Source organism: Rhizobium sp. S163, from assembly GCF_030380805.1.
Classification (GTDB): Bacteria; Pseudomonadota; Alphaproteobacteria; order Rhizobiales; family Rhizobiaceae; genus Rhizobium.
This window is the reverse complement of the sequence record NZ_JAUDSA010000018.1, coordinates 862,928-882,279: the sequence shown is the minus strand read 5'-3', so window position 1 is coordinate 882,279 and position 19,352 is coordinate 862,928. Positions and strand designations below refer to the sequence as shown.

Sequence of the window (19,352 nt, the reverse complement as noted above, 5' to 3'; positions counted from 1 at the left end):
GGAGATTGATCCGTGGTGGGGGTTTCCCCAAACAATTGATCTTGCAGCGAGCGACCGCCAATTACCCGTTGACGAAGGCCATGTCCGCCGTCGTCAGCTCGATGTCGCGCAGTTCGCGGTTGACGAGGAAGTGCTCGTTTTCCTGAACCGTCTCGGCAAGCTCGACGCGGGCATCGAAACGGGCGCGAAAGGCTTCGATGATCTCGTTGACGATGACCTCGGGGGCCGAGGCGCCGGCGGAGAGGCCGAGCGTGCCGACATGGCCGATATCGTCCCAATCGAGCTCGGAGGCGCGCTGCACCAGGATCGATTTCTTCGCCCCTGCCCTCAGCGCCACTTCGACGAGGCGCTTGGAATTGGACGAGTTCGGCGCGCCGACGATGATGAAGAGATCGCAGCCGGGGGCCGCCTGCTTGACGACTTCCTGGCGGTTGGTCGTGGCATAGCAGATCGAATCGGCCGATGGCGCGGTGAGGTTCGGGAAGCGTTCCTGCAGGCGGGCGATGACGCCGGCGGTGTCGTCGACGGACAGCGTGGTCTGCGTGACATAGCCGAGATTGTCGGGATCGACGGGCTCGTAGAGATCGACGTCGGCGATGGTTTCGACCAGCGAGACGGCGCCTTCGGGAAGCTGGCCCATGGTGCCGATCACTTCGGGGTGGCCGGCATGGCCGATCAGGACCACGTGGCGGCCGAGCTTGTTGTGGCGCATGGCCTGCTTGTGGACCTTGGAGACCAGCGGGCATGTGGCGTCGAGATAGAAGAGGTTGCGTGTGGTCGCATCCTCCGGCACCGATTTCGGCACGCCATGGGCGGAAAAGACGACCGGCTGGGCGCGGTGCTCTTCCGGGATCTCATTCAGCTCCTCGACGAAGACGGCGCCCTTGGCTTCCAAACCTTCGACGACATAGCGGTTATGAACGATCTCGTGCCTGACATAGACGGGCGCGCCATAGGATTTCAGCGCCAGAACGACGATCTGGATCGCCCGGTCGACGCCGGCGCAAAAGCCGCGCGGCCCGCAGAGCCTGATCGTCAGTGGAGGTTTCGCCGCAATATTCATGTCTGTTCCGATGTGTGCAGATATCGACCGTCTAGCCCAATATAGGCACAAATTGAAGCGATACTATTGCGCCGGCGGATTGCCGCGCTTGCGCAAGCGCGCGACGACGACGATCACGACCAGCGTGGCAGCCAGGCCATACCAGGTGAAAGCGTATTGCAGGTGGTTGTTGGGCAGGTCGACCTCGGTGACGCCGCCGATCGGCATGCCCTTGGGATTGGGCGTGTCGTCGGCATCGACGAAGAAGGGCACGACGGCGGCCTTGTCGAGCCCGGTGCTCGAGGCCATGACGTCGAGGTCCTTCCAGTAGAAGATGTTCTTGGCGACGTCGTTATCGGGCACGATCCATGACGGCTTGCCAGGAAGTTTGCTGCGCGCGAGACCGTTGACGGTCTGCTCGCCCGTCAACTGGCCCTGCATGCGCATTTCCGGTTCCTTGTTGTCATAAGGCACAAAGCCGCGATTGACGAAGAGGAAGCGGCCGTCTGCGAGCTGCAGCGGCGTGTAGACGTAAAAGCCGGTCTGGCCGCGCCAGGTGGCGAAGAAGTGGCGTTCGCGGCTGTTGTCGTAGACGCCGGACAAAGTGACGCGGCGGTATTCGATATCCTCGCCCTTGGCGGCCATGGCCTCGATATCGGAGAGCGGGACTACGGGGGCCGCGAGGCGGGTGGCGATATCGGCGAGCAGGCCTTCCTTCCAGTGCAGCCGCTCCACCTGCCAAGTGCCGAGCGCAATCAGGATGGCGAGTGCTACGAGGACCGCGATGGCGGTCAGGACGGATCGCGTGCGGCGGGGGGCTGCGGCTGTGGCATCAATCACGGGAGAGACGTCCTTCACGGGCATTGTGGCGGTATTGCATGGCGATGAGGATGCCCTTGCACCACCGCAGCGCCAGCAGCGAGAGGATGATCGTCAGCGGCGCAAAGAGCAGGATGTGCAGCCAGATCGGCGGCGAATAGTTCACTTCCAGCCACAGCACCGAGCCGATGACGATGAAGCCGACGATCAGGATGACGAAGACGGCCGGGCCATCGCCGGCGTCGGCAAAGGCATAATCGAGCCCACAGGCGGCGCAACGCGGCTTCAGGCCAAGCAAGCCATTGAAAAGCTTGCCATTGCCGCAGCGCGGGCAGCAGCCGCGAATACCTGTTTTCAAAGGATCCACAGGTGGGAAATGCGCGCTGTCCTCGTTCATGCTATCCTCCCGACGCGGTGAGTCACCGCCTTAAAGTCACCCATAATGTAATCGCAATACGAAGTGAAATGCCTGCGCGATTTCGCCTCACTGATTCGCGCCAAACAAAAGAAGAAAACACATGTCCGAGGAAAACCCCGCCGCTCAGATCGTTATTCTGAACGGCGCACCGCGCAGCGGAAAATCATCGATCGCCAAGGCGATCCAGGACGAGTTCGACGGCCCGTGGATGAACATCGGCGTCGACGCCTATAACGGTATGACGCCGGAGCGCTATCTGCCCGGCATCGGCCTGCGGCCCGGCGGCGAACGGCCCGATCTGGAAGACGCGGTGCCGTTCTTCTACGCCGCCCTCTACGAGACCATCGCCATCCATGTCGGCCTCGGCCTCAACGTCGTCGCCGATCTCGGGCACCATGATTTCTACTCGCAACCGCTCGGCATTCTCGCCGACTGCGCCCGCAGGCTGGAAGGTTTTCCGGTTCTGTTCGTCGGCGTGCATTGTCCACTCGACACGATCATGCGCCGCCGCGAGATCCGCATGCCGGGCCGCGAGGGGCTTTACGACCAGGCAAGCGCCGAGGACCCGATCCCCGATTCGGTGCAGCGCTGGCAGGACCATGTGCACCAGCCGGGGATCTACGATCTGGAAGTGGACACGTCGCTTCTGACGCCGCTGGAATGTGCCGAGATCATCCGGCAGACGCTGGACCTCGGGATTGCGAGGCCGTCGGCGTTCGAGCGAATCGCGGAAGCGCGGTAAGGCACGCAAGCAGCCACTCATTTGTGGAACTCTTTGACGGTGTTCAGCGATGTCCCTGCAACTTCGGTTATCGGGGCATCGCCCATGGCTGGCGACGTTTCGGAATGCATTGGCAGCTAAGCGGCGGAAGCGGTCATCACGACTGCTGCTGCTGTGGTTCCATCACTCGTAGGCGACGAACGAGATCACGTTCCCGTCCAAGTCACGGACATGGAAGTCCGTTCCACCCCAGGGCTGGCTGGTTGGCTCCTGCGCAAACTCCGCGCCGCGGCCGCGCAGCTCCTCAAACAACCCGTGCACGTCCGAAACCTCAATTGTAGCGAGAATAAGCGAGACCTCGCGTGCTGCCAGATCGGCAAAATTCGGTTTGCTGACACACCGAAGATGCAGGCAGGCCGCGCCGCGCGACACCGCGCCGTAAAACGGCGGCGTACCGTGGAGGAAATCGACGCCAAATCCGAGTTTCTCTTGGAAGAATTGGGCGCTCGTCGGCACATCACGCACAAAGAGGATCGGGACGATGGACGTCAGGAGAATTTCGCTCATGCAAGTCTCCGCTACCTCGATATCCGCTGGCTGAGTGTACAGGTCGCTTCATGTCTCTGCAAAGGGGCCGAGCCGAACGGGAACGCTTCGTGCGCAAAGCGTGACAAGCGGTCATCGCTGCACTCGATATTGGCTGAAGAAGACCAAACCGGATACCGTGCTTTGCCCGACGGCGAGCCTCAATCCTTCGGCTTGGCCGTCGGAAAGGTCCAGGAACCATCGAGGACGCTGGCGTCCGGCCGATAGAGGCGAACCATGTAGTTCCAGCCCTTTTCAATGGGCAGGCAGTTCTTGCTGTCTGCGTTGCATCCTCCAAATTGGATCATCGTCGATCCATCCGCCTCCTTCTTGGCGGTCATGTTGTTGAAGGTATATGCGTCGAGCTTGTTCTTGTGAAAGTAGCCGTCCTCGCCGTAGCGGCTGATCGACCAGAAGCCATTGACCGGCACAGTCGCGGGTACTGTCAGGGCATAAACGGTTTTGCCGTCGTTCTTGGCGGGCGTCACGTTCAGATAGAGCGCGTCCGTCTCAGGATTTCCGCCCCAGGCCGAAGCCGTGCCGATCAGATGCCGGATCGGATCGACGTGCTCCTTGTCGCCGAACATGCGTTTGGTGTCGGGAAGCGAGGAGGCAAGGATCAGGAGCGCGTTGTGCACTTGCTTCTGGCTCTTCGTATCCCATCGCGGCAGGTCAAGCTTTCCCGGCCCGCCCGGCTGCTCGATCTTGATTGCGCCCTGCAGTTCACGGACCTTTTTCAAGTCGGCGGGGTCTTCCGGGTTCACCAGGGTCCGGACAGCCGCAAGCACGTAGCGGCTGCCGGCCTGTTGTCGGTCGATCTTGTAGGAGCCTGCTCCATAGTGGACGCTGCCGACGACGTAATGGTCCTGGTTGATCACCTGAAGGGACATGAAGCGTCCTTCAGCCTCCGGCAGCGTGATCGTCGCCGGGCCGGCGTCGAGATCGAAAATCGCTGCCGAATAAAGCGTATCCCGGTTTGCGCGTACGACCGTCTGCTTGTCGATCGGCATCGCTTCCTGATAATGGAAAAAACGGCCGACATTTCCGGCCTGTTTGGCCGCGACCGCGATGTAGGAGTCGGATTCGGCGCGAACGAAATTGTCAGCGGTCACCTTCACCGGTTCGTCCGCCGAAGCGGTCGTTTGACCGATCAGCACCAGAGACCCAGCCAAGGCGATGATGCGCGGCAATGTAGCGATGGTCATTCGTCTCTCCTGTCATCATCTATGGAACAGCGACCAGATCCGGGAGCACCCAGCTCTTTTCGAAGAACGGCTTTTCCGGGCCGTAGAGCCTGAACAGAACCTCGAAGCGCTGGTCCGGCTTTGTCGGAACCCAGTTGCTCTCCTGCCCCTGTGGGGCGGCCGGACCGAAGTAGACATCTACCGAGCCATCGGTGTTGGCCTTGATGTCTGGGCTGTTCGATGAACGGCTGAAACGGTCCACCTCGCGGATGAAAGCATGCGTTTTGCTGTCGTAGACGGTGGCCGACCAATATTGCCTGACCGGCGCGTGAGGCGGCACCGTCAACCTGTAGGCCTTGCTCCCTTCCAGCGGCGCACCAGTGCCGTCGGTCATCGTCATCAGATAGAACTGGCCGGTACCGAGGTGCTTGATGCCGACATATCCCATTGAATAGGTAACACCGTTCGCGTCCGTCGGATAAACGTCCTTGCGCGCGAAGTTGTCGGAATGCCCCTGGATGACATCCGGCAATGCCGGAACGAACCATTTGGCGCCGCTGTAAAACGGCTCGAAGACGATGGTTCGCTGTCGATCGAGCCATTCGTGCGCGTCCTTGGCACCCTGCACCAGTGCTGCGGACATATCTTCGTCCGGCTGGAACTGCTTCCCCTTCTCTATGCCCAGCGACCGCACGGCATCGATCATGGCGCGGTCTCGCTCCAGCCAGGGCTCGGATTGGACAACGCGATCAAGGGAGTGGAAGTAGGTCAGATCATAAGGGATCGTCGCATCGAACAGCGTATCGATGACATCAACGTATTTTGTATCTTCCGGCCGCGCCGCCGATGAGAGCGGATAGAGCTTGACCCGCTTGCCGTAGGAAACGGCCTTGGCGACGTCCGCGTCGCTGCCCGTCTTCGGCGTTGAGCGGATAAGGGCATAGCCTGCATAGGTGTCCGACTTGAGCGCTATGTAGCCTTTGGGTACCCTCTTGGAGTAGCCGGGCGGCAGAATGAGATATTTTCCGCCCTTACCCTTGTCTGCTCCCGATGGACCGGCATCCTCAAGTGCCACCTGCCACAAATTGTCGATGTTGGCCGTAAGCGAGCCCGTATCGGCCGGAGGAATTTCCAGCACGATGGGCCCCGTTTTGCTCGTATCGAAGAAGGGCATGAAATAGACAGTGTCGGGATTGGGCGTCAGCGTCTGGTTCTTCCACGACGGCAGGCGGGACCAATAGGCGATCTGGTTGGCAGCTCCACCGGCCTTCCTGAATGCCTGCAGCATGAGGTCGGCGTTGACCGCAGGCATCGCCCAAATCACCACCTCCGCCGCGCGCCGCTCGGCGCTCCGGCGCGCAATGTCGTCCATCGAGAATGCGGCGTGGGTGCTGGCGAACATCATGGTCGCGGCAATCAGAAGGATTTGTGTTCTCATTGCTTTCCCCCCGCTGAGCATCCGGCGAGAGTTTGGGGTCGCGCGAGAGTGGAGTACAAGTACGCAACGGTAAATGGCATCGTAAACAGATGTCAGCTTGGGGCCGCAAGCCGACCGCGCGTCGCGGCTACGGCTCATTGAAAGAGCCTACCGCGCCCATCCTCAGCCCTTGCTCGCCTCCGCGCTAGCCGGTGGCTTCAACAGGATGATCAGCAGCAGGCCGGCGACGATGAGCGATGCGCCTTCGAGATGATAGCGTTGCAGCTGCTCGCCGAGGATGAGGTAGGCGAGCACGGCGATGAAGATCGTCTGGATGTAGAGCAGCACACCCGCCCTCGCCGCCCCCAGAGCCTCGATGCTGCGATTGAAGAGATAATACATGATCGCGCCGCCGGGGATCGCGACATAGGCGAGCGCGATGAGGCCGCTGGCGTTCAGCGTCGAGCGTTCGTCGGAAATGAGCTCGAACAGATAGAATGGCAGCGCCGTCAGCGCCGCGGCGCCCAGCAGCAGCACGAGGAGCGCAAGGCGGTTCACATCGAATTTCGCCCGGCGGAGCAGGACCGTGTAGAGGCTGAAACAGAAGGCGCCGGCGACGATCCATAGCTCGCCGGGATTGAAATCGAGACGCAGGAGTGCGGCCGGGCTGCCCTTGATGATGATCACCACGATGCCTGCGAATGCGAGGATCGATCCGATCACCTGCCAGCGCCCCATCGGCTCGGCCAGAATGAAGCGGGCAAGGATCATGGTGATGATCGGGATCAGGGCGATGATGATGCCGGCTGTCGTGGCGTCGGCATGTTCGAGGCCGACGAAAATCAGGCCCTGGCAGATCGCGAGCCCGATGCCGCCGATGATGAGCAGTTCGAGACTGCGCGCCCGCACGAGCGCGACCATGGCGCCGAAATGCCTGAAGACGATCGGCATCAGTATCGCCCAGGCGATCAACACGCGCCAGAAGCAAAGCGCCCAGGGCGGCATCTCGGGAGAGACCCATTTGGCGGCGATGTAGACGCCTGATGACAGCAGCCAGCAGAAGATACCCACGGAATAGGCGGCCGCAAGCGAACCGCCCGCCCCCTTTTCCGCCCTGACCGTGTCGCGATGGACTGCCAAGACATGTATCGCCATGAGGCAACTATGCCACAATTCCCCAGCGCTGCACAGATGAAGGCGGTGCCGGCCTAAGGTCGACCGCGGACAAAGGTCAGCCCCGCGCGGTTCATCACTACGCGGGGCCAAACAAGTACCGGGTTTTGTCAGCCTGCGGCGACCATCCTGCGGCGGCTGGCGACGCCAACCAAGGTGGCGCCGAGCAGGGCCGCGACGCCGGCGAAGACAAAGACGCCGGCGGCACCCTGGACATCGACGATCAGCCCGCCAAGCACGGCGCCGCTCGAAATCGCGACCTGAAACGTCGTCAGCATGAGGGCGCCGGCGCTCTCGGCCTCATCGGCGGCAGCCTCGGTGATGAAGCTCTGCACGCTGACCGGCAATGCGCCGAAGGCAAAGCCCCACAGGGCTGTGGCGACTGCAGCCAGCGCCGGCGCTTCGCCTGCGAAGGCAAGCAGGAAGGCGGTGACGGCGATGCCTGAGGCGGCAAGCGTTATCGCAAGCGTCGTGTTGCGCTCGGCGACCAGGCCGCCCGCGATATTGCCGACAAAGCCGCCAACGCCGAAGGCGAGAAGGATGCCGGAAATCGCCTCGACACCGAAATGCGGCACCGTTTCAAGAAAGGGGCGGATGAAGGTGAAGCCCGCGAAATGGCCGGCGACGACGAAGAGGATGGTGACGAGGCCTAGCCGGATGGCCGGACGGCGCAGGACCGCGGCCATTGTACCGAGACCGGCCGAACCTGTCGGCGGCATGGCGGGAAGCGTGAATGCCTGGACGAGGAACGCGACGACGCCCAGCACCGAGGCGATCCAGAAGGCCGCGCGCCAGCCGAACGCCTCGCCGACCCAGGCTCCGACAGGTGCCGCACAGACGGTGGCGGCGGACACGCCGGTCATGACGATTGCCATGGCGCGCGGCATCAGCCGCTCCGGCACGAGGCGCATGGCAAGCGCCAGCGACATCGCCCAGAAGCCGCCGAGTCCAACGCCGAGCAGCGCGCGCGACAGGAGCAGCGTCACCAGCCCGTTTGCCGTGGCGGCAATCAGGCTCGAGATGATGAGCAGGCTTGTGAGCGCGAGCAGCGTATAGCGGCGATCGAAGCGGGCCGTGCCGAGCACGATGCCCGGCCCCGCCAGCGCGCCGACCACGGCCGTGGCCGTCACCGATTGCCCGGCCGCGCCGAGGCTGACACCAAGGTCATGCGACATCGGCGTCAGCAGGCTCGCGGGTAGAAATTCCGCCGTCACGAGCCCAAATACACCAAGCGACAGCGAAACAACGCCTGCCCATGCGGCAGGTGTCTCGCCCTTCGCGGCTGGATGGTTGATCTCCGAGTGAATATTCATATGCATCTCCGTAAATTCTGCGGCGACGCTACGCTCAAGCATCTGGCGTTTCCATGCTGGAAAAGCTATAAAGCATAACAATTCGTCCAAACCTGCCGGAGGCCATGATGACCGATCCATTGACCGAGATGCTGCGCGGGCTGCGGCTCGATGGCGTCGAATATGGTCGCTGCCAGCCATCAGCGCCCTGGGCCACGGCCTATCCCGCCCAGGCCGAAGCGCGATTTCACTTCCTCGCGGCGGGCAGCGCCTATCTGCAGGCACCCGATGGCGAGTGGACGGAAATGCGCCCCGGCGACGCCGTGCTCTTGCCGCGCGGCGACGCGCATGTGCTGGCGAGCGAGCCGGGCATTTCGCCGACCCCGGTCGACTGCCTGCCGCGCAGGCCGCTCTGCGATGGCATCGTCGACCTGCAATGTCCATGTACCGACAGCAATAACCTCATCTTTTTCGCCGTCATGCGCTTCAATGTCGACAAGCGGCATCCGCTCCTCAACCTGATGCCCGATGTGATGCGCACCAGCGATCTGGCCAAGAGCGAGCCGACGATCCCACCGTTGCTCGACGCCATGATGCGCGAGGTCGAGATGAACCGGGTGGGTGCGGGAGGTATCCTGTCGCGCCTTGCCGATGTGTTGACGGCCACGATCATCCGCACATGGGTGGAGCATGGCTGCGGCGACGCAAGCGGCTGGCTTGCCGCCGTGCGCAACCCGGAAGTCGGGCGCGTGCTCGCCGCCATCCACCTCGATCCCGCGCACGACTGGAGCGTGAACGAACTGGCGCGCCACATGGGCGCCTCGCGCTCCGGCTTTGCCCAGCGCTTCGTCAGCGTCGTCGGCGAAACGCCGGCGCGCTACGTGGCGCGGATGCGCATGCATCAGGCCCATGAATGGCTACGCGAGGGCCAGCGGGTGGCAACCGTCGCCGAACGGCTGGGTTACGATTCGGAGGCGTCCTTCAGCCGCGCGTTCAAGCGCGTGATCGGTGCTTCGCCGAGCCATTTTCGCGAGAAGCGGAATGGCGCTGTTGCGCCGATTGCCGGCTGAGGTACTCCGATGAGCCGATTTGACGATACCGAAAACGCCTTGATCGGACGGCTGCGCGCGCTCAAGGCCAAGCCTGACGTGACGATCAACCTGCTTGATGTCATCGAACGGCTGGGCGTTGATGGATATGCGCCGGGGGAGATCAAGGCTGTGTTGCGGGCGCTCGAGCAGGACGGAGCCATTGCCTTCGCGACCGCGAACCGGATTCTGATTCTCAAGGAATTGGCGTGATCGGCCGCTTATTGGGCGGTGGGTTTGCGGCTCATAGGTAAAGGCGGGAGACAGCTTTGCGCCAATTGCGGTCATTCGTTCCGCGGTCTAGGTAGTATACTGATATGCACGATCGGAGCGCGTAACTTGGCATGAAGTGGGAAAAAGTTTTTGAAACTGTCGAGCATTTCTCAGAGCGTATCGACATAGCCACAAAATGTGCCGTCAGATCTTTTGTAAGCTATGCAAGCGCAAACTTAGTGCCACCGTCCGAAGTTCTAGAAGGCATCTTTCCCACTGTGCGCATAAGCTGGAATGATCCGCCCATGGAGGTTGAAATCTTCAGCGGCTCCTTTGAGACATACGATTTCCGCGTCATCCCCGCAGGCATTGAGAGTTTCGATATTGTCGAAGTTGGGCAACTTCCGCACTCATTTACAAAATCCTTGGAGCCGTTGAGGCTAGACCTCTAAGAATGCCGCGTTACGATCCTCAGTCTATGTCCGCAAAGGGCCGGAAGCCGACATCGTACGAAGATGATCCGCAAATGCGGTTAGCCTCACCATCCGGAGCCCCCTCATCCGCCCTTCGGGCACCTTCTCCCCGCTGGGGAGAAGGGAAAAGCGGCGCCCTCTGTAGTCTCTTCTCCTCTCCCCTCGGGGAGAGGGTAGGGTGAGGGGGCTACAGGTGAGACGAAGCTGAGAGCCGAAACGTCTGAAACAAAAAAATGCGGAGCCACCTCTCGATGGCTCCGCATTTGCATTTCAGGCGGTCTCTGCGACCCGTCTTTCCGCAGCCCTCACCCGGCCGCGAGCGGTGCGCCCCAGCCGCCCCAGACGTAGATCGAGAAGAACAGGAAGAGCCAGACCACGTCGACGAAGTGCCAGTACCAAGCCGCCGCTTCGAAGCCGAAGTGTTGCTTGGGGGTGAAATCGCCACGGAGCGCGCGGATCAGGCAGACGATCAGGAAGATCGTGCCGACGAGCACGTGGAAGCCGTGGAAGCCGGTCGCCATGAAGAAGGTCGCGCCGTAGATCGAGTTCTTGAAGGCGAACGGCGCGTGGGCGTATTCGTAGGCCTGGACGCTGGAGAACAGGACGCCGAGCAGAACCGTCAGCGTCAGGCCCTGAATGAGGCCCTTGCGGTCGTTGTGCAGCAGCGCATGGTGCGCCCAGGTGACCGTGGTGCCCGAGAGCAGCAGGATGACGGTGTTGTAGATCGGCAGGTGCCAGGGGTCGAGCACCTCGATGCCCTTCGGCGGCCACTGACCACCGGTGAAGGCCAGACGCGAGGCCTGGATGGCTTCGTGCGGATAGAGGCTGGCGTCGAAATAGGCCCAGAACCAGGCCACGAAGAACATCACCTCCGAGGCGATGAACATGATCATGCCGTAGCGCAGGTGCAGCGAGACGACGCGGGTGTGGGCGCCGTCATGGGCTTCCTTGACGGTGTCGGCCCACCAGCCGAACATCACGTAGAGCACGACGGCAAGGCCGATGAAGAACAGCCAGGGATGCGCCCATTCGATGCCGAAGATGTGCAGCGAGCCGCCATTGATGTAGCGCATGAAGCCGACGCCGCCAAAGGCCATGATGAAGGCGCCGATCGAGGCCAGAAGCGGCCACGGGCTCGGATCTATGATGTGATAATCGTGATGTTTCTGATGCGCTTCGGCCATTTGGACTCCCCCGGACCTATCCTCTCCGCTCCGGCTTAGCCGGAAACGAACCCAGTATCAAAGTTTCTTTTCAAGCGTTTGCGTTCCATCCTCGCGCGAAGCCACCGGCTTCGGTCCTTCCTTCGGATAGAACGTGTAAGACAAGGTGACCGTGTGGATATCCTTGGATTCCACGGCCTTGACGATATCGGCGTCGATGTAGAAGACGACAGGCATCTCCAGCTTCTCGCCCGGCTTGAGCTCGGTCTCGTTGAAGCAGAAGCACTGCACCTTGTTGAAATAGACACCCGCCTCGCCCGGCGTGACGTTGAACACGGCCTGGCCGCGCTGCGGCTTGTCGGACTTGTTGACGGCGGTGAAATTCACCTGGATCGTTTCGCCGATGCGCGGATTGACCTCGCGCTCCACCGGCTTGAACTCCCAATCCAGCCCGGGTGCGACGTTGGCATCGAAGGTGACCCGCATCTTGCGGTCGAGGATGACCGACGAGGCCTGCTCGACGCGCTGCGTCGTGCCGTTATAGCCGGTCAGCTGACAGAACATGCGGTAGAGCGGCACGGCGGCATAGCTTGCCGCGCCCATGCCGAAGACGAAGGCAAGGCACATGAAAACGACGGCGCCATTGTTGCGCGGCTTTCTCGGCGTGCTTTGCGCTTCGCTCATCTCATGCCCTCAAGTGAATTTCACGATGGTTATGGCGTAGAAAATGACGACCAGAGCGGCCAGCACGAGGCCGAGCGCAACATTGCGGTTGCGGCGGGACTTGCGCTGGGCGTCGGTGAGCTTGACGGTCTCTATCAAAGGCCGGCTCCCCAGTGGGCGACCAGGAAGGACGCCAGGCGGTCGAACATCAGCGCCGAGAAGATGGCGAAGAGGTAGAAGATCGAATAGGCGAAGAGCTTCTTGGCCGGCACCATCTTCTCGTCGCCATCGGGCATGCGCCAGCAGATGACGGACCAGTAGACGAATACGGCGCTGAGCAGGCCGGCGACGACGCCATAGCCGGTGCTGGCAAAGCCGAGGAAGGTCGGCGCCACGGCGCTGAAAGCGGTCAAGACGGCGTAGACGACGATCTGGTTCTTGGTGGTGCGCTCGCCCGAGACATTGGGCAGCATCGGCACGCCGACGGACCGATAATCACGCATCTTGAACAGCGCCAGCGCCCAGAAATGGGCCGGCGTCCAGAGGAAGATGATGAGGAAGAGGACAGTGCTTTCGATGGTGACGCTATCGGTCACGCAGGCCCAGCCGATCATCGGCGGGAAAGCGCCGGCGGCACCGCCGATAACGATGTTCTGTGGCGTCGAGCGCTTCAGCCACATCGTGTAGACGACGGCGTAGAAGAAGATGGTGAAGGCGAGGATCGAGGCTGCGAGCCAATTGACGGCGAGCCCGAGGATCGACACGGAAAAGCAGGAGAGCACGAGGCCGAAGGCGAGCGCCTCGTTGGGGGCGATACGGCCGGCCGGGATCGGGCGCTTGGCGGTGCGGGTCATCACCGCATCGATATCGGCGTCATACCACATGTTGAGCGCGCCGGATGCGCCAGCGCCAACGGCGATGCAGAGCACCGCGATGATGCCGATGATCGGGTTGATGTGGCCGGGCGCCACGATCAGGCCGGCGAATGCGGTAAAGACCACAAGCGACATGACGCGCGGCTTGAGAAGCTCGAAGTAATCGCGTGCGCTGGCTTCCGACATGCGAAATTCGCTGTCGTCTCCTAGGCTGCTGCGATCGTCGATGACTGTCATTGGTATTGTCCTGAAAACTGAACGGTGACCGCCGCGCTCCTCCGGCGGCGGTCACGATGTCTCGCATCCATTTACTTGATGCGCGGGAGCTGTTCCCATTGGTGATAAGGGGGTGGCGAGGAAAGCTGCCACTCGAGGGTCGTAGCACCCTCACCCCACGGATTGTCTCCGGCGACGCGCTTCTTGGCGAAGGCTTCGAACACGCCGAAGAGGAAGATCAGAACGCCGAAGGCCGAAATGTAGGAGCCGATCGAGGACACGTAGTTCCAGCCGGCGAAGGCATCCGGATAGTCGATATAGCGGCGCGGCATGCCGGCGAGACCGAGGAAGTGCTGCGGGAAGAACACCAGGTTGACACCGATGAACATGACCCAGAAGTGCAGCTTGCCGATGAGCTCATTGTACATGTAGCCGGTCATCTTCGGGAACCAGTAGTACCAGCCAGCGAAGATGGCGAAGACGGCGCCGAGCGACAGAACGTAGTGGAAGTGCGCCACGACGTAATAGGTGTCGTGCAGCGAGCGGTCGAGACCGGCGTTTGCCAGCTGCACGCCGGTGACGCCACCGACCGTGAACAGGAAGATGAAGCCGATCGCCCAGACCATCGGCGTCGAGAAGGTGATCGAGCCACCCCACATCGTCGCGATCCAGGAGAAGATCTTCACGCCCGTCGGAACGGCGATGACCATGGTTGCGAAGACGAAGTAGCGCTGCGCGTCGAGCGACAGGCCGACCGTATACATGTGGTGGGCCCAGACGACGAAGCCGACGGCGCCGATCGCGACCATGGCGTATGCCATGCCGAGATAGCCGAAGATCGGCTTCTTGGAGAAGGTCGAGATGATGTGGCTGACGATGCCGAAGCCGGGCAGGATCAGGATGTAGACTTCAGGGTGACCGAAGAACCAGAACAGGTGCTGGTAAAGGATCGGGTCGCCGCCGCCCTCGGGCACGAAGAAGGAAGTGCCGAAGTTGCGGTCGGTCAGCATCATGGTGATGGCGCCGGCGAGAACCGGGAGCGACAGCAGAAGCAGGAATGCGGTGATCAGGACCGACCAGGCAAAGAGCGGCATCTTGTGCAGCGTCATGCCGGGAGCGCGCATGTTCAGGATCGTGGTGATGAAGTTGATCGCACCGAGGATCGACGATGCACCAGCGATGTGGAGCGCGAAGATCGCCAGATCGACCGCGGGACCCGGCGTACCCGTGCTCGAAAGCGGCGGATACATGGTCCAGCCGCCGCCGGCACCATAAGCACCAGCAGGGCCTTCGACGAACATCGACATGATGAGCAGAATGAAGGCTGGAACGATCAGCCAGAAGGAGATGTTGTTCAGGCGCGGGAAGGCCATGTCAGGCGCGCCGATCATGATCGGCACCATCCAGTTGGCGAAACCGCCGATCATCGCCGGCATGACCATGAAGAAGATCATGATCAGCGCGTGCGCGGTGGTGAACATGTTGAACATCTGCTTGGCGCCGTCGATGGCGGCATCGCCTTCGTAACCGTAGACCATGGCGGCGAGGCCATGGAAGATCTGGATGCCAGGCTCCTGCAGCTCCATGCGCATGGCAACGGAGAGCGCGCCGCCGACGATGCCGGCCATGATCGCGAAGATCAGGTACAGCGTGCCGATGTCCTTGTGGTTGGTCGAAAAGAGCCAGCGATTGACGAAGCTCGGCTTGTGCGAGTGGTCGTGGTGGTGATCGTCATGGGCGTGCGCGCCATGATCGTGATCATGCGAATGATCGTGTGCGGAAGGTCCAGCCATGTCCCGTTCCTTTTCCTTTACTGAGCGACGTTTTCGGCGACATCGAGGGTCTTTGCGGGACCATCGGTTTCAGCCATGAGGTTCTTGTAAGCACCGGGCAGATCGGAGGCGGCGGACGCCATCCACTGCTTGTACTTGTCCTCGGAAACGACGCGAATTGCGATCGGCATGAACGCATGGTCCTTGCCGCAGAGTTCGGAACACTGGCCGTAGAACAGGCCCTCGCGCTCGGCGCGGAACCAGGTTTCGTTCAGGCGGCCAGGCACGGCATCGATCTTGACGCCGAAGGACGGCATCGCGAACGCGTGAATGACGTCGGTCGGGGCAGCCGTCACGAGAACGCGCACCGTCTTGTTGACCGGCAGCACGAGTTCGTTGTCGACGGCGAGAAGGCGCGGATACTTGGCCTTGTCTTCCTTGCCGGCGGCGGCGCGGTCCTGATCCTTCAAGAGATAGCTGTCGAAGGCGAGCGGATTGTCGCCCGAGCCCTCGTATTCATAATTCCACTGCCACTGCGTCGCGGTCGCCTTGATGGTGACATCAGGGTTTTCCGGAAGCGTCAGCTGCGCGGTCAAAAGATTGAACGACGGAACCGCCAGGAAGAGCAGCACCAGAACCGGTCCCACGGTCCAGGCGATCTCGATGGCAGTGTTGTGGCTTGTCTTGGAGGGCACCGGGTTCGCACTGGCCCGGAAGCGAAGACAGACGATGATAAGAAGAGCGAGCACAAAGAGTGTCACGGGAACAATAAACCAAAGGGTATACTGTTCGAACCAGTGAATATCGCGCATGATCGGTGTCGCGGCGGGCTGCAAAGTGGCCTGCCACGGCATCGGTTGGTCGGCATAACTGCCGGAAGCAGAAAGCAGACAGACCATCGCGGTCATGCCTGCATAGGCCTTCTTAATCACGTTTCATCTCCCTCGAGCGCTGACCCGCGTGCACTGCACGCAGAATCCTTGCCATCCTCATGCGCTTCAAACCACAGTTTAACACTTGCCGCAACAATCCAAAGCATTTGGCCGTGCGGCATTTTCGCCCCGATGATCCCTCCTCCGGGCGCATCGAAACATGCCATGATTTTCCTTATGATACGGAAAATGTTGGCTTGAGCCAGCCACCCTTCCCAAGAATAATCAAGAAACGTCCCATTTCCGCCGTAGTCCCCGGCTTTTCAGCGGGTGGGGCTTTTCATTTTGGACGGCCCGCCCCAACTTAGCGGCACTGATTCGAACTGCAGAGGTTTTCATGGGTTTCCGTTCCCTAGTGCGGCCGTTCGTGCTGTCGGCTTGTGTTACCGCCGCGGCGATCGCTCCGGCTTTCGCGCAGACGCCGGCGCCGACACCAGCTCCGGCCGCGCCAGCACAGCCCGCCCCCGGCGCCCCTGCCGCGCAGGCGACACCAGGCCAGACGCAACCGCAGGCGCCCGGCACCGTGCGCTCCAATCACGGCGCGTGGTCCGTGGTCTGCGACAAGCCGGCCGGCGCTTCGGCCGAGCAATGCGCGCTGATGCAGAACGTCATCGCCGAGGATCGCCCGGAAGTTGGCCTCTCGGTGGTCGTGCTGAAGACCGCCGACCGCAAGTCGAAGATTCTCCGCGTTCTCGCACCACTCGGCGTGCTTTTGCCCAACGGTCTCGGCCTTAACGTCGACGGCAAGGATATCGGCCGCGCCTACTTCGTTCGCTGCTTCGCCGACGGCTGCTACGCCGAAGTCGTGCTCGAGGACGAGCTCTTGAAGACCTTCCGCAGCGGCGCCAGCGCCACCTTCATCGTCTTCCAGACACCTGAAGAGGGTATCGGCATTCCTGTCGACCTGAAAGGCTTCGCCGAAGGCTACGACGCGCTTCCCTGATATCAGGACCTGATCGCTTTTGCGATCCTTACGAATTCGACACTTGCTCGAACCGTCCCCGGGACCTACATCGGCAGGAAGCATTTCCTGCCGCAGCGGAGCATAATGACATGAATACCGATCTCCTGACGCTTTTCGACGCCGACGAAGCGAAGATGCGTTCGCTTGTCGCCGAGGCCCTTTCCGGCGCCGACGACGGGGAGCTCTACATCGAGCACGCGCAGGCCGAATCGCTGATGTTCGACAATGGCCGGCTCAAGGGCGGCAGCTTCAACACCGAGCAGGGTTTTGGCCTGCGCGCGGTGGCGGGCGAAGCGGTCGGCTACGCGCATGCGGGCGATCTATCGGTTTCGGCGCTGAAGCGGGCTGCCGACGCGGTGAGCGCCGTGACGCGCGGCTATACCGGCAGCTATGCAGCGGCCCCGCAGGGCACCAACAAGAAGCTCTATAGCGACGAAAACCCGATCGGCTCGCCCACCTTCGAGGAGAAGGTGAAGGTTCTGCAGGACATCGACGCCTATCTGCGCGGCAAGGACGACAAGGTCAGGCAGGTGACGGCTTCCGTCGCCGCCAGCTGGCAGGTGGTCGACATCCTGCGCGCGGACGGTCACCGGGTCCGCGACATCCGGCCGATGACGCGCATCAACATCTCCGTCATGGTCGGCCAGGGCGACCGGCAGGAAAGCGGCTCCTACGGCAGCGGCGGACGCATCGGCTTCGGCGACTTCATCGCCGAGGGCAACTGGCAGTATGGCGCCGACGAGGCGCTGCGCCAGGCGCTGGTCAATCTCGAAGCGATCGACGCGCCTGCCGGCACCATGGACGTGGTGCTCTCCTCCGGCTGGCCGGGCGTGATGCTGCACGAGGCCGTCGGCCACGGGCTGGAAGGCGATTTCAACCGCAAGAAGACGTCGGCCTTCGCCGGCCTGCTCGGCCAGATGGTCGCCGCCCCCGGCGTGACCGTCGTCGACGACGGCACGATCGACAGCCGCCGCGGGTCGATCACCATCGATGACGAAGGCACGCCTTCGGGCTACAACGTGCTGATCGAAAACGGCAAACTGGTCGGCTACATGCAGGACCGGCAGAACGCCCGATTGATGGGCATGAAGCCGACAGGCAACGGCCGCCGGCAAGGCTACGCGCATGTGCCGATGCCGCGCATGACCAACACCTACATGCTGGGTGGCGACAAGACGCCGGAAGAGATCATCTCGTCGGTGGAGAAGGGTATCTATGCCGTCTCCTTCGGCGGCGGCCAGGTCGACATCACCTCCGGCAAGTTCGTGTTCGGCTGCACCGAGGCCTATCTGATCGAGAACGGCAAGATCGGTCCCGCCGTCAAGGGCGCAATGCTGATCGGTAATGGTCCGGATGCGATGCAGCGGATCTCCATGGTCGGCAACGACATGAAGCTCGACACCGGCATCGGCAATTGCGGCAAGGCCGGCCAATGGGTTCCCGTCGGCGTCGGCCAGCCGCATCTGAGGATGGACCAGGTGACGGTGGGCGGCACGCAGGCGTAAGACGGCGCTGCCCGATGACCGATATCAGCATTCGCCCCTTCGCGCCGTCAGACAAGGACGGCGTGATCTCGACCATCCTGCCGATCCAGAGCGAGGAGTTCGGGATCGCGATCACCGCCGCCGATCAGCCGGACCTTTCGGCCATTCCCGAATTCTACCAGTCGGGCAAGGGTCAGTTCTGGGTGGCGACATCGGGTGACACCGTGGTCGGCACGATCGGCCTCAAGGATATCGGCAACGACCAGGCAGCACTGCGCAAGATGTTCGTGGCGGCGGATTTTCGCGGCCGCGAACGTGGGGTTGCCACGGCGCTTCTTGCCGCGCTGGTGCGTCACGCAGAAGCGCAGGGGCTTGCCGACATCTATCTCGGCACGACGGACAAGTTTCTCGCTGCGCATCGCTTCTACGAGAAGAACGGTTTTGTGGAAGTCGCGAAGAGCACGCTGCCGCCAAGCTTCCCCATCATGGTCGTCGACAGCAAGTTCTACAGGCTGAGCGTCCGCGCCGCCTGACGCTCAGAGAGCTTCATCCAGCGAAAACAGCCACTTGCGCTTGATCGCGGCCGCGAGGTCGAGATCGTTTTGGTGCGCGAAGAGCAGGATGTGGCCGAGCACGTCGGCGGCCTCGTCTTCGAGGTCGCGGGCCATGTCCTCGCCGGAGCGGCCCTTGGGGCGTCCTCGCCCGCTGACGCGGTTCCAAGCCTGGGTCAGCTCGCCCATCTCTTCCTGGAGCTTCAACAAGAACCAGTCGGCATCGCGGGTGATGCCGTTTTCTCCGGCATAGGCGCTCGAGGCCCGCTCGAACTTCAGGGCAAGATCATCCAGCATCATGTTCTCC

22 protein-coding genes are annotated in these 19,352 nt (G+C 62.0%); 7 read left to right on the top strand and 15 right to left on the bottom strand.

Translation table 11 applies throughout. The features are described 5' to 3' along the window. Positions 1-61: 61 nt before the first annotated feature. The 3 genes from ispH to QTL96_RS19895 all read right to left on the bottom strand — a co-directional run bounded on the left by ispH (position 62) and on the right by QTL96_RS19895 (position 2,258). The gene (gene ispH / locus QTL96_RS19905; protein ID WP_112945792.1) at positions 62-1,063 is read right to left on the bottom strand and encodes a 4-hydroxy-3-methylbut-2-enyl diphosphate reductase; all 1,002 of its coding nucleotides are present in this window, start codon (positions 1,061-1,063) and stop codon (positions 62-64) included. Between the two features lie 63 nt (positions 1,064-1,126). Further along, complete coding sequence (locus tag QTL96_RS19900) at positions 1,127-1,906, bottom strand: SURF1 family protein (protein WP_289728863.1); 780 nt, start codon at positions 1,904-1,906, stop codon at positions 1,127-1,129. Then, on the bottom strand, positions 1,875-2,258 hold the full coding sequence (locus QTL96_RS19895) for a DUF983 domain-containing protein (RefSeq protein WP_047507915.1): 384 nt from the start codon (positions 2,256-2,258) through the stop codon (positions 1,875-1,877). Before QTL96_RS19895 ends, QTL96_RS19900 begins: the two co-directional genes overlap by 32 nt. Before the next feature lie 121 nt (positions 2,259-2,379). On the opposite strand from QTL96_RS19895, the gene QTL96_RS19890 reads away from it, so the two are divergent. After that, complete coding sequence (locus QTL96_RS19890) at positions 2,380-3,021, top strand: chloramphenicol phosphotransferase (protein WP_289728862.1); 642 nt, start codon at positions 2,380-2,382, stop codon at positions 3,019-3,021. 162 nt (positions 3,022-3,183) lie between these two features. On the opposite strand, the gene QTL96_RS19885 is transcribed toward QTL96_RS19890, so the two are convergent. From QTL96_RS19885 to QTL96_RS19865, 5 genes are all read right to left on the bottom strand, one after another. Further along, the gene (locus tag QTL96_RS19885; protein ID WP_289728861.1) at positions 3,184-3,567 is read right to left on the bottom strand and encodes a glyoxalase superfamily protein; all 384 of its coding nucleotides are present in this window, start codon (positions 3,565-3,567) and stop codon (positions 3,184-3,186) included. A gap of 179 nt (positions 3,568-3,746) precedes the next feature. Continuing rightward, positions 3,747-4,790 (bottom strand): DUF1254 domain-containing protein, encoded by a 1,044-nt coding sequence (locus QTL96_RS19880; protein ID WP_289728860.1) that lies wholly within the window; start codon positions 4,788-4,790, stop codon positions 3,747-3,749. Between the two features lie 19 nt (positions 4,791-4,809). Next, positions 4,810-6,207, bottom strand: coding sequence for a DUF1254 domain-containing protein (locus QTL96_RS19875; protein ID WP_289728859.1), 1,398 nt, complete (start codon positions 6,205-6,207; stop codon positions 4,810-4,812). Positions 6,208-6,369: 162 nt separating this feature from the next. Further along, positions 6,370-7,341 carry a DMT family transporter gene (locus QTL96_RS19870; protein ID WP_289728858.1) on the bottom strand — a complete coding sequence of 324 codons (972 nt, stop codon included), beginning with the start codon at positions 7,339-7,341 and terminating at the stop codon, positions 6,370-6,372. A gap of 128 nt (positions 7,342-7,469) precedes the next feature. Then, the gene (locus QTL96_RS19865) at positions 7,470-8,672 is read right to left on the bottom strand and encodes an MFS transporter (protein ID WP_289728857.1); all 1,203 of its coding nucleotides are present in this window, start codon (positions 8,670-8,672) and stop codon (positions 7,470-7,472) included. Between the two features lie 107 nt (positions 8,673-8,779). On the opposite strand from QTL96_RS19865, the gene QTL96_RS19860 reads away from it, so the two are divergent. The 3 genes from QTL96_RS19860 (at position 8,780) to QTL96_RS19850 (ending at position 10,404) form a co-directional block, all read left to right on the top strand. Next, the gene (locus QTL96_RS19860; protein WP_289728856.1) at positions 8,780-9,721 is read left to right on the top strand and encodes an AraC family transcriptional regulator; all 942 of its coding nucleotides are present in this window, start codon (positions 8,780-8,782) and stop codon (positions 9,719-9,721) included. Positions 9,722-9,730: 9 nt separating this feature from the next. Further along, positions 9,731-9,952, top strand: a complete 222-nt coding sequence (locus tag QTL96_RS19855) for a hypothetical protein (protein WP_289728855.1) — start codon at positions 9,731-9,733, stop codon at positions 9,950-9,952. A 131-nt stretch (positions 9,953-10,083) separates the two neighbouring features. After that, positions 10,084-10,404, top strand: coding sequence for a hypothetical protein (locus QTL96_RS19850; RefSeq protein WP_289728854.1), 321 nt, complete (start codon positions 10,084-10,086; stop codon positions 10,402-10,404). Between the two features lie 326 nt (positions 10,405-10,730). Here QTL96_RS19850 and QTL96_RS19845 read toward each other — a convergent pair whose 3' ends face one another. The 6 genes from QTL96_RS19845 to coxB form a co-directional block, all read right to left on the bottom strand. Then, positions 10,731-11,609 (bottom strand): cytochrome c oxidase subunit 3, encoded by an 879-nt coding sequence (locus QTL96_RS19845; RefSeq protein WP_112945801.1) that lies wholly within the window; start codon positions 11,607-11,609, stop codon positions 10,731-10,733. Between the two features lie 57 nt (positions 11,610-11,666). Next, complete coding sequence (locus QTL96_RS19840; protein WP_113238500.1) at positions 11,667-12,272, bottom strand: cytochrome c oxidase assembly protein; 606 nt, start codon at positions 12,270-12,272, stop codon at positions 11,667-11,669. Between the two features lie 9 nt (positions 12,273-12,281). Beyond that, positions 12,282-12,410 carry a hypothetical protein gene (locus tag QTL96_RS19835; RefSeq protein WP_280636991.1) on the bottom strand — a complete coding sequence of 43 codons (129 nt, stop codon included), beginning with the start codon at positions 12,408-12,410 and terminating at the stop codon, positions 12,282-12,284. Continuing rightward, positions 12,407-13,363, bottom strand: coding sequence for a heme o synthase (locus QTL96_RS19830; protein ID WP_289728853.1), 957 nt, complete (start codon positions 13,361-13,363; stop codon positions 12,407-12,409). Before QTL96_RS19830 ends, QTL96_RS19835 begins: the two co-directional genes overlap by 4 nt. Before the next feature lie 71 nt (positions 13,364-13,434). Next, on the bottom strand, positions 13,435-15,135 hold the full coding sequence (ctaD, locus tag QTL96_RS19825) for a cytochrome c oxidase subunit I (RefSeq protein WP_018902032.1): 1,701 nt from the start codon (positions 15,133-15,135) through the stop codon (positions 13,435-13,437). A gap of 17 nt (positions 15,136-15,152) precedes the next feature. Next, entirely contained in the window at positions 15,153-16,046 is an 894-nt protein-coding gene (gene coxB / locus QTL96_RS19820; RefSeq protein WP_113008710.1) for a cytochrome c oxidase subunit II, read from the bottom strand. Positions 16,047-16,383: 337 nt separating this feature from the next. Here coxB and QTL96_RS19815 point away from each other — a divergent pair, with 337 nt between their 5' ends. The 3 genes from QTL96_RS19815 (at position 16,384) to QTL96_RS19805 (ending at position 19,027) form a co-directional block, all read left to right on the top strand. Then, positions 16,384-16,989 carry an invasion associated locus B family protein gene (locus tag QTL96_RS19815; protein WP_018902035.1) on the top strand — a complete coding sequence of 202 codons (606 nt, stop codon included), beginning with the start codon at positions 16,384-16,386 and terminating at the stop codon, positions 16,987-16,989. A gap of 110 nt (positions 16,990-17,099) precedes the next feature. After that, positions 17,100-18,515: a metalloprotease TldD gene (gene tldD, locus QTL96_RS19810; RefSeq protein WP_289728852.1), complete on the top strand. Its 1,416-nt coding sequence runs from the start codon at positions 17,100-17,102 to the stop codon at positions 18,513-18,515. 14 nt (positions 18,516-18,529) lie between these two features. Beyond that, positions 18,530-19,027: a GNAT family N-acetyltransferase gene (locus QTL96_RS19805; RefSeq protein WP_289728851.1), complete on the top strand. Its 498-nt coding sequence runs from the start codon at positions 18,530-18,532 to the stop codon at positions 19,025-19,027. Positions 19,028-19,030: 3 nt separating this feature from the next. On the opposite strand, the gene QTL96_RS19800 is transcribed toward QTL96_RS19805, so the two are convergent. Next, the gene (locus QTL96_RS19800; RefSeq protein ID WP_018902038.1) at positions 19,031-19,342 is read right to left on the bottom strand and encodes a MazG nucleotide pyrophosphohydrolase domain-containing protein; all 312 of its coding nucleotides are present in this window, start codon (positions 19,340-19,342) and stop codon (positions 19,031-19,033) included. Positions 19,343-19,352 lie beyond the last annotated feature (10 nt).

Coding starts and splice junctions, on each gene's coding strand:
- QTL96_RS19890 (WP_289728862.1), top strand. CDS start 2,380: ATGTCCGAGGAAAACCCCGCCGCTCAGATCGTTATTCTGAACGGCGCA.
- ispH (WP_112945792.1), bottom strand. CDS start 1,063: ATGAATATTGCGGCGAAACCTCCACTGACGATCAGGCTCTGCGGGCCG.
- QTL96_RS19855 (WP_289728855.1), top strand. CDS start 9,731: ATGAGCCGATTTGACGATACCGAAAACGCCTTGATCGGACGGCTGCGC.
- QTL96_RS19840 (WP_113238500.1), bottom strand. CDS start 12,272: ATGAGCGAAGCGCAAAGCACGCCGAGAAAGCCGCGCAACAATGGCGCC.
- QTL96_RS19895 (WP_047507915.1), bottom strand. CDS start 2,258: ATGAACGAGGACAGCGCGCATTTCCCACCTGTGGATCCTTTGAAAACA.
- QTL96_RS19880 (WP_289728860.1), bottom strand. CDS start 4,790: ATGACCATCGCTACATTGCCGCGCATCATCGCCTTGGCTGGGTCTCTG.
- QTL96_RS19900 (WP_289728863.1), bottom strand. CDS start 1,906: ATGCCCGTGAAGGACGTCTCTCCCGTGATTGATGCCACAGCCGCAGCC.
- QTL96_RS19845 (WP_112945801.1), bottom strand. CDS start 11,609: ATGGCCGAAGCGCATCAGAAACATCACGATTATCACATCATAGATCCG.
- QTL96_RS19800 (WP_018902038.1), bottom strand. CDS start 19,342: ATGCTGGATGATCTTGCCCTGAAGTTCGAGCGGGCCTCGAGCGCCTAT.
- QTL96_RS19865 (WP_289728857.1), bottom strand. CDS start 8,672: ATGAATATTCACTCGGAGATCAACCATCCAGCCGCGAAGGGCGAGACA.
- QTL96_RS19830 (WP_289728853.1), bottom strand. CDS start 13,363: ATGACAGTCATCGACGATCGCAGCAGCCTAGGAGACGACAGCGAATTT.
- QTL96_RS19815 (WP_018902035.1), top strand. CDS start 16,384: ATGGGTTTCCGTTCCCTAGTGCGGCCGTTCGTGCTGTCGGCTTGTGTT.
- QTL96_RS19850 (WP_289728854.1), top strand. CDS start 10,084: ATGAAGTGGGAAAAAGTTTTTGAAACTGTCGAGCATTTCTCAGAGCGT.
- QTL96_RS19885 (WP_289728861.1), bottom strand. CDS start 3,567: ATGAGCGAAATTCTCCTGACGTCCATCGTCCCGATCCTCTTTGTGCGT.
- QTL96_RS19860 (WP_289728856.1), top strand. CDS start 8,780: ATGACCGATCCATTGACCGAGATGCTGCGCGGGCTGCGGCTCGATGGC.
- QTL96_RS19875 (WP_289728859.1), bottom strand. CDS start 6,207: ATGAGAACACAAATCCTTCTGATTGCCGCGACCATGATGTTCGCCAGC.
- QTL96_RS19870 (WP_289728858.1), bottom strand. CDS start 7,341: ATGGCGATACATGTCTTGGCAGTCCATCGCGACACGGTCAGGGCGGAA.
- tldD (WP_289728852.1), top strand. CDS start 17,100: ATGAATACCGATCTCCTGACGCTTTTCGACGCCGACGAAGCGAAGATG.
- QTL96_RS19805 (WP_289728851.1), top strand. CDS start 18,530: ATGACCGATATCAGCATTCGCCCCTTCGCGCCGTCAGACAAGGACGGC.
- ctaD (WP_018902032.1), bottom strand. CDS start 15,135: ATGGCTGGACCTTCCGCACACGATCATTCGCATGATCACGATCATGGC.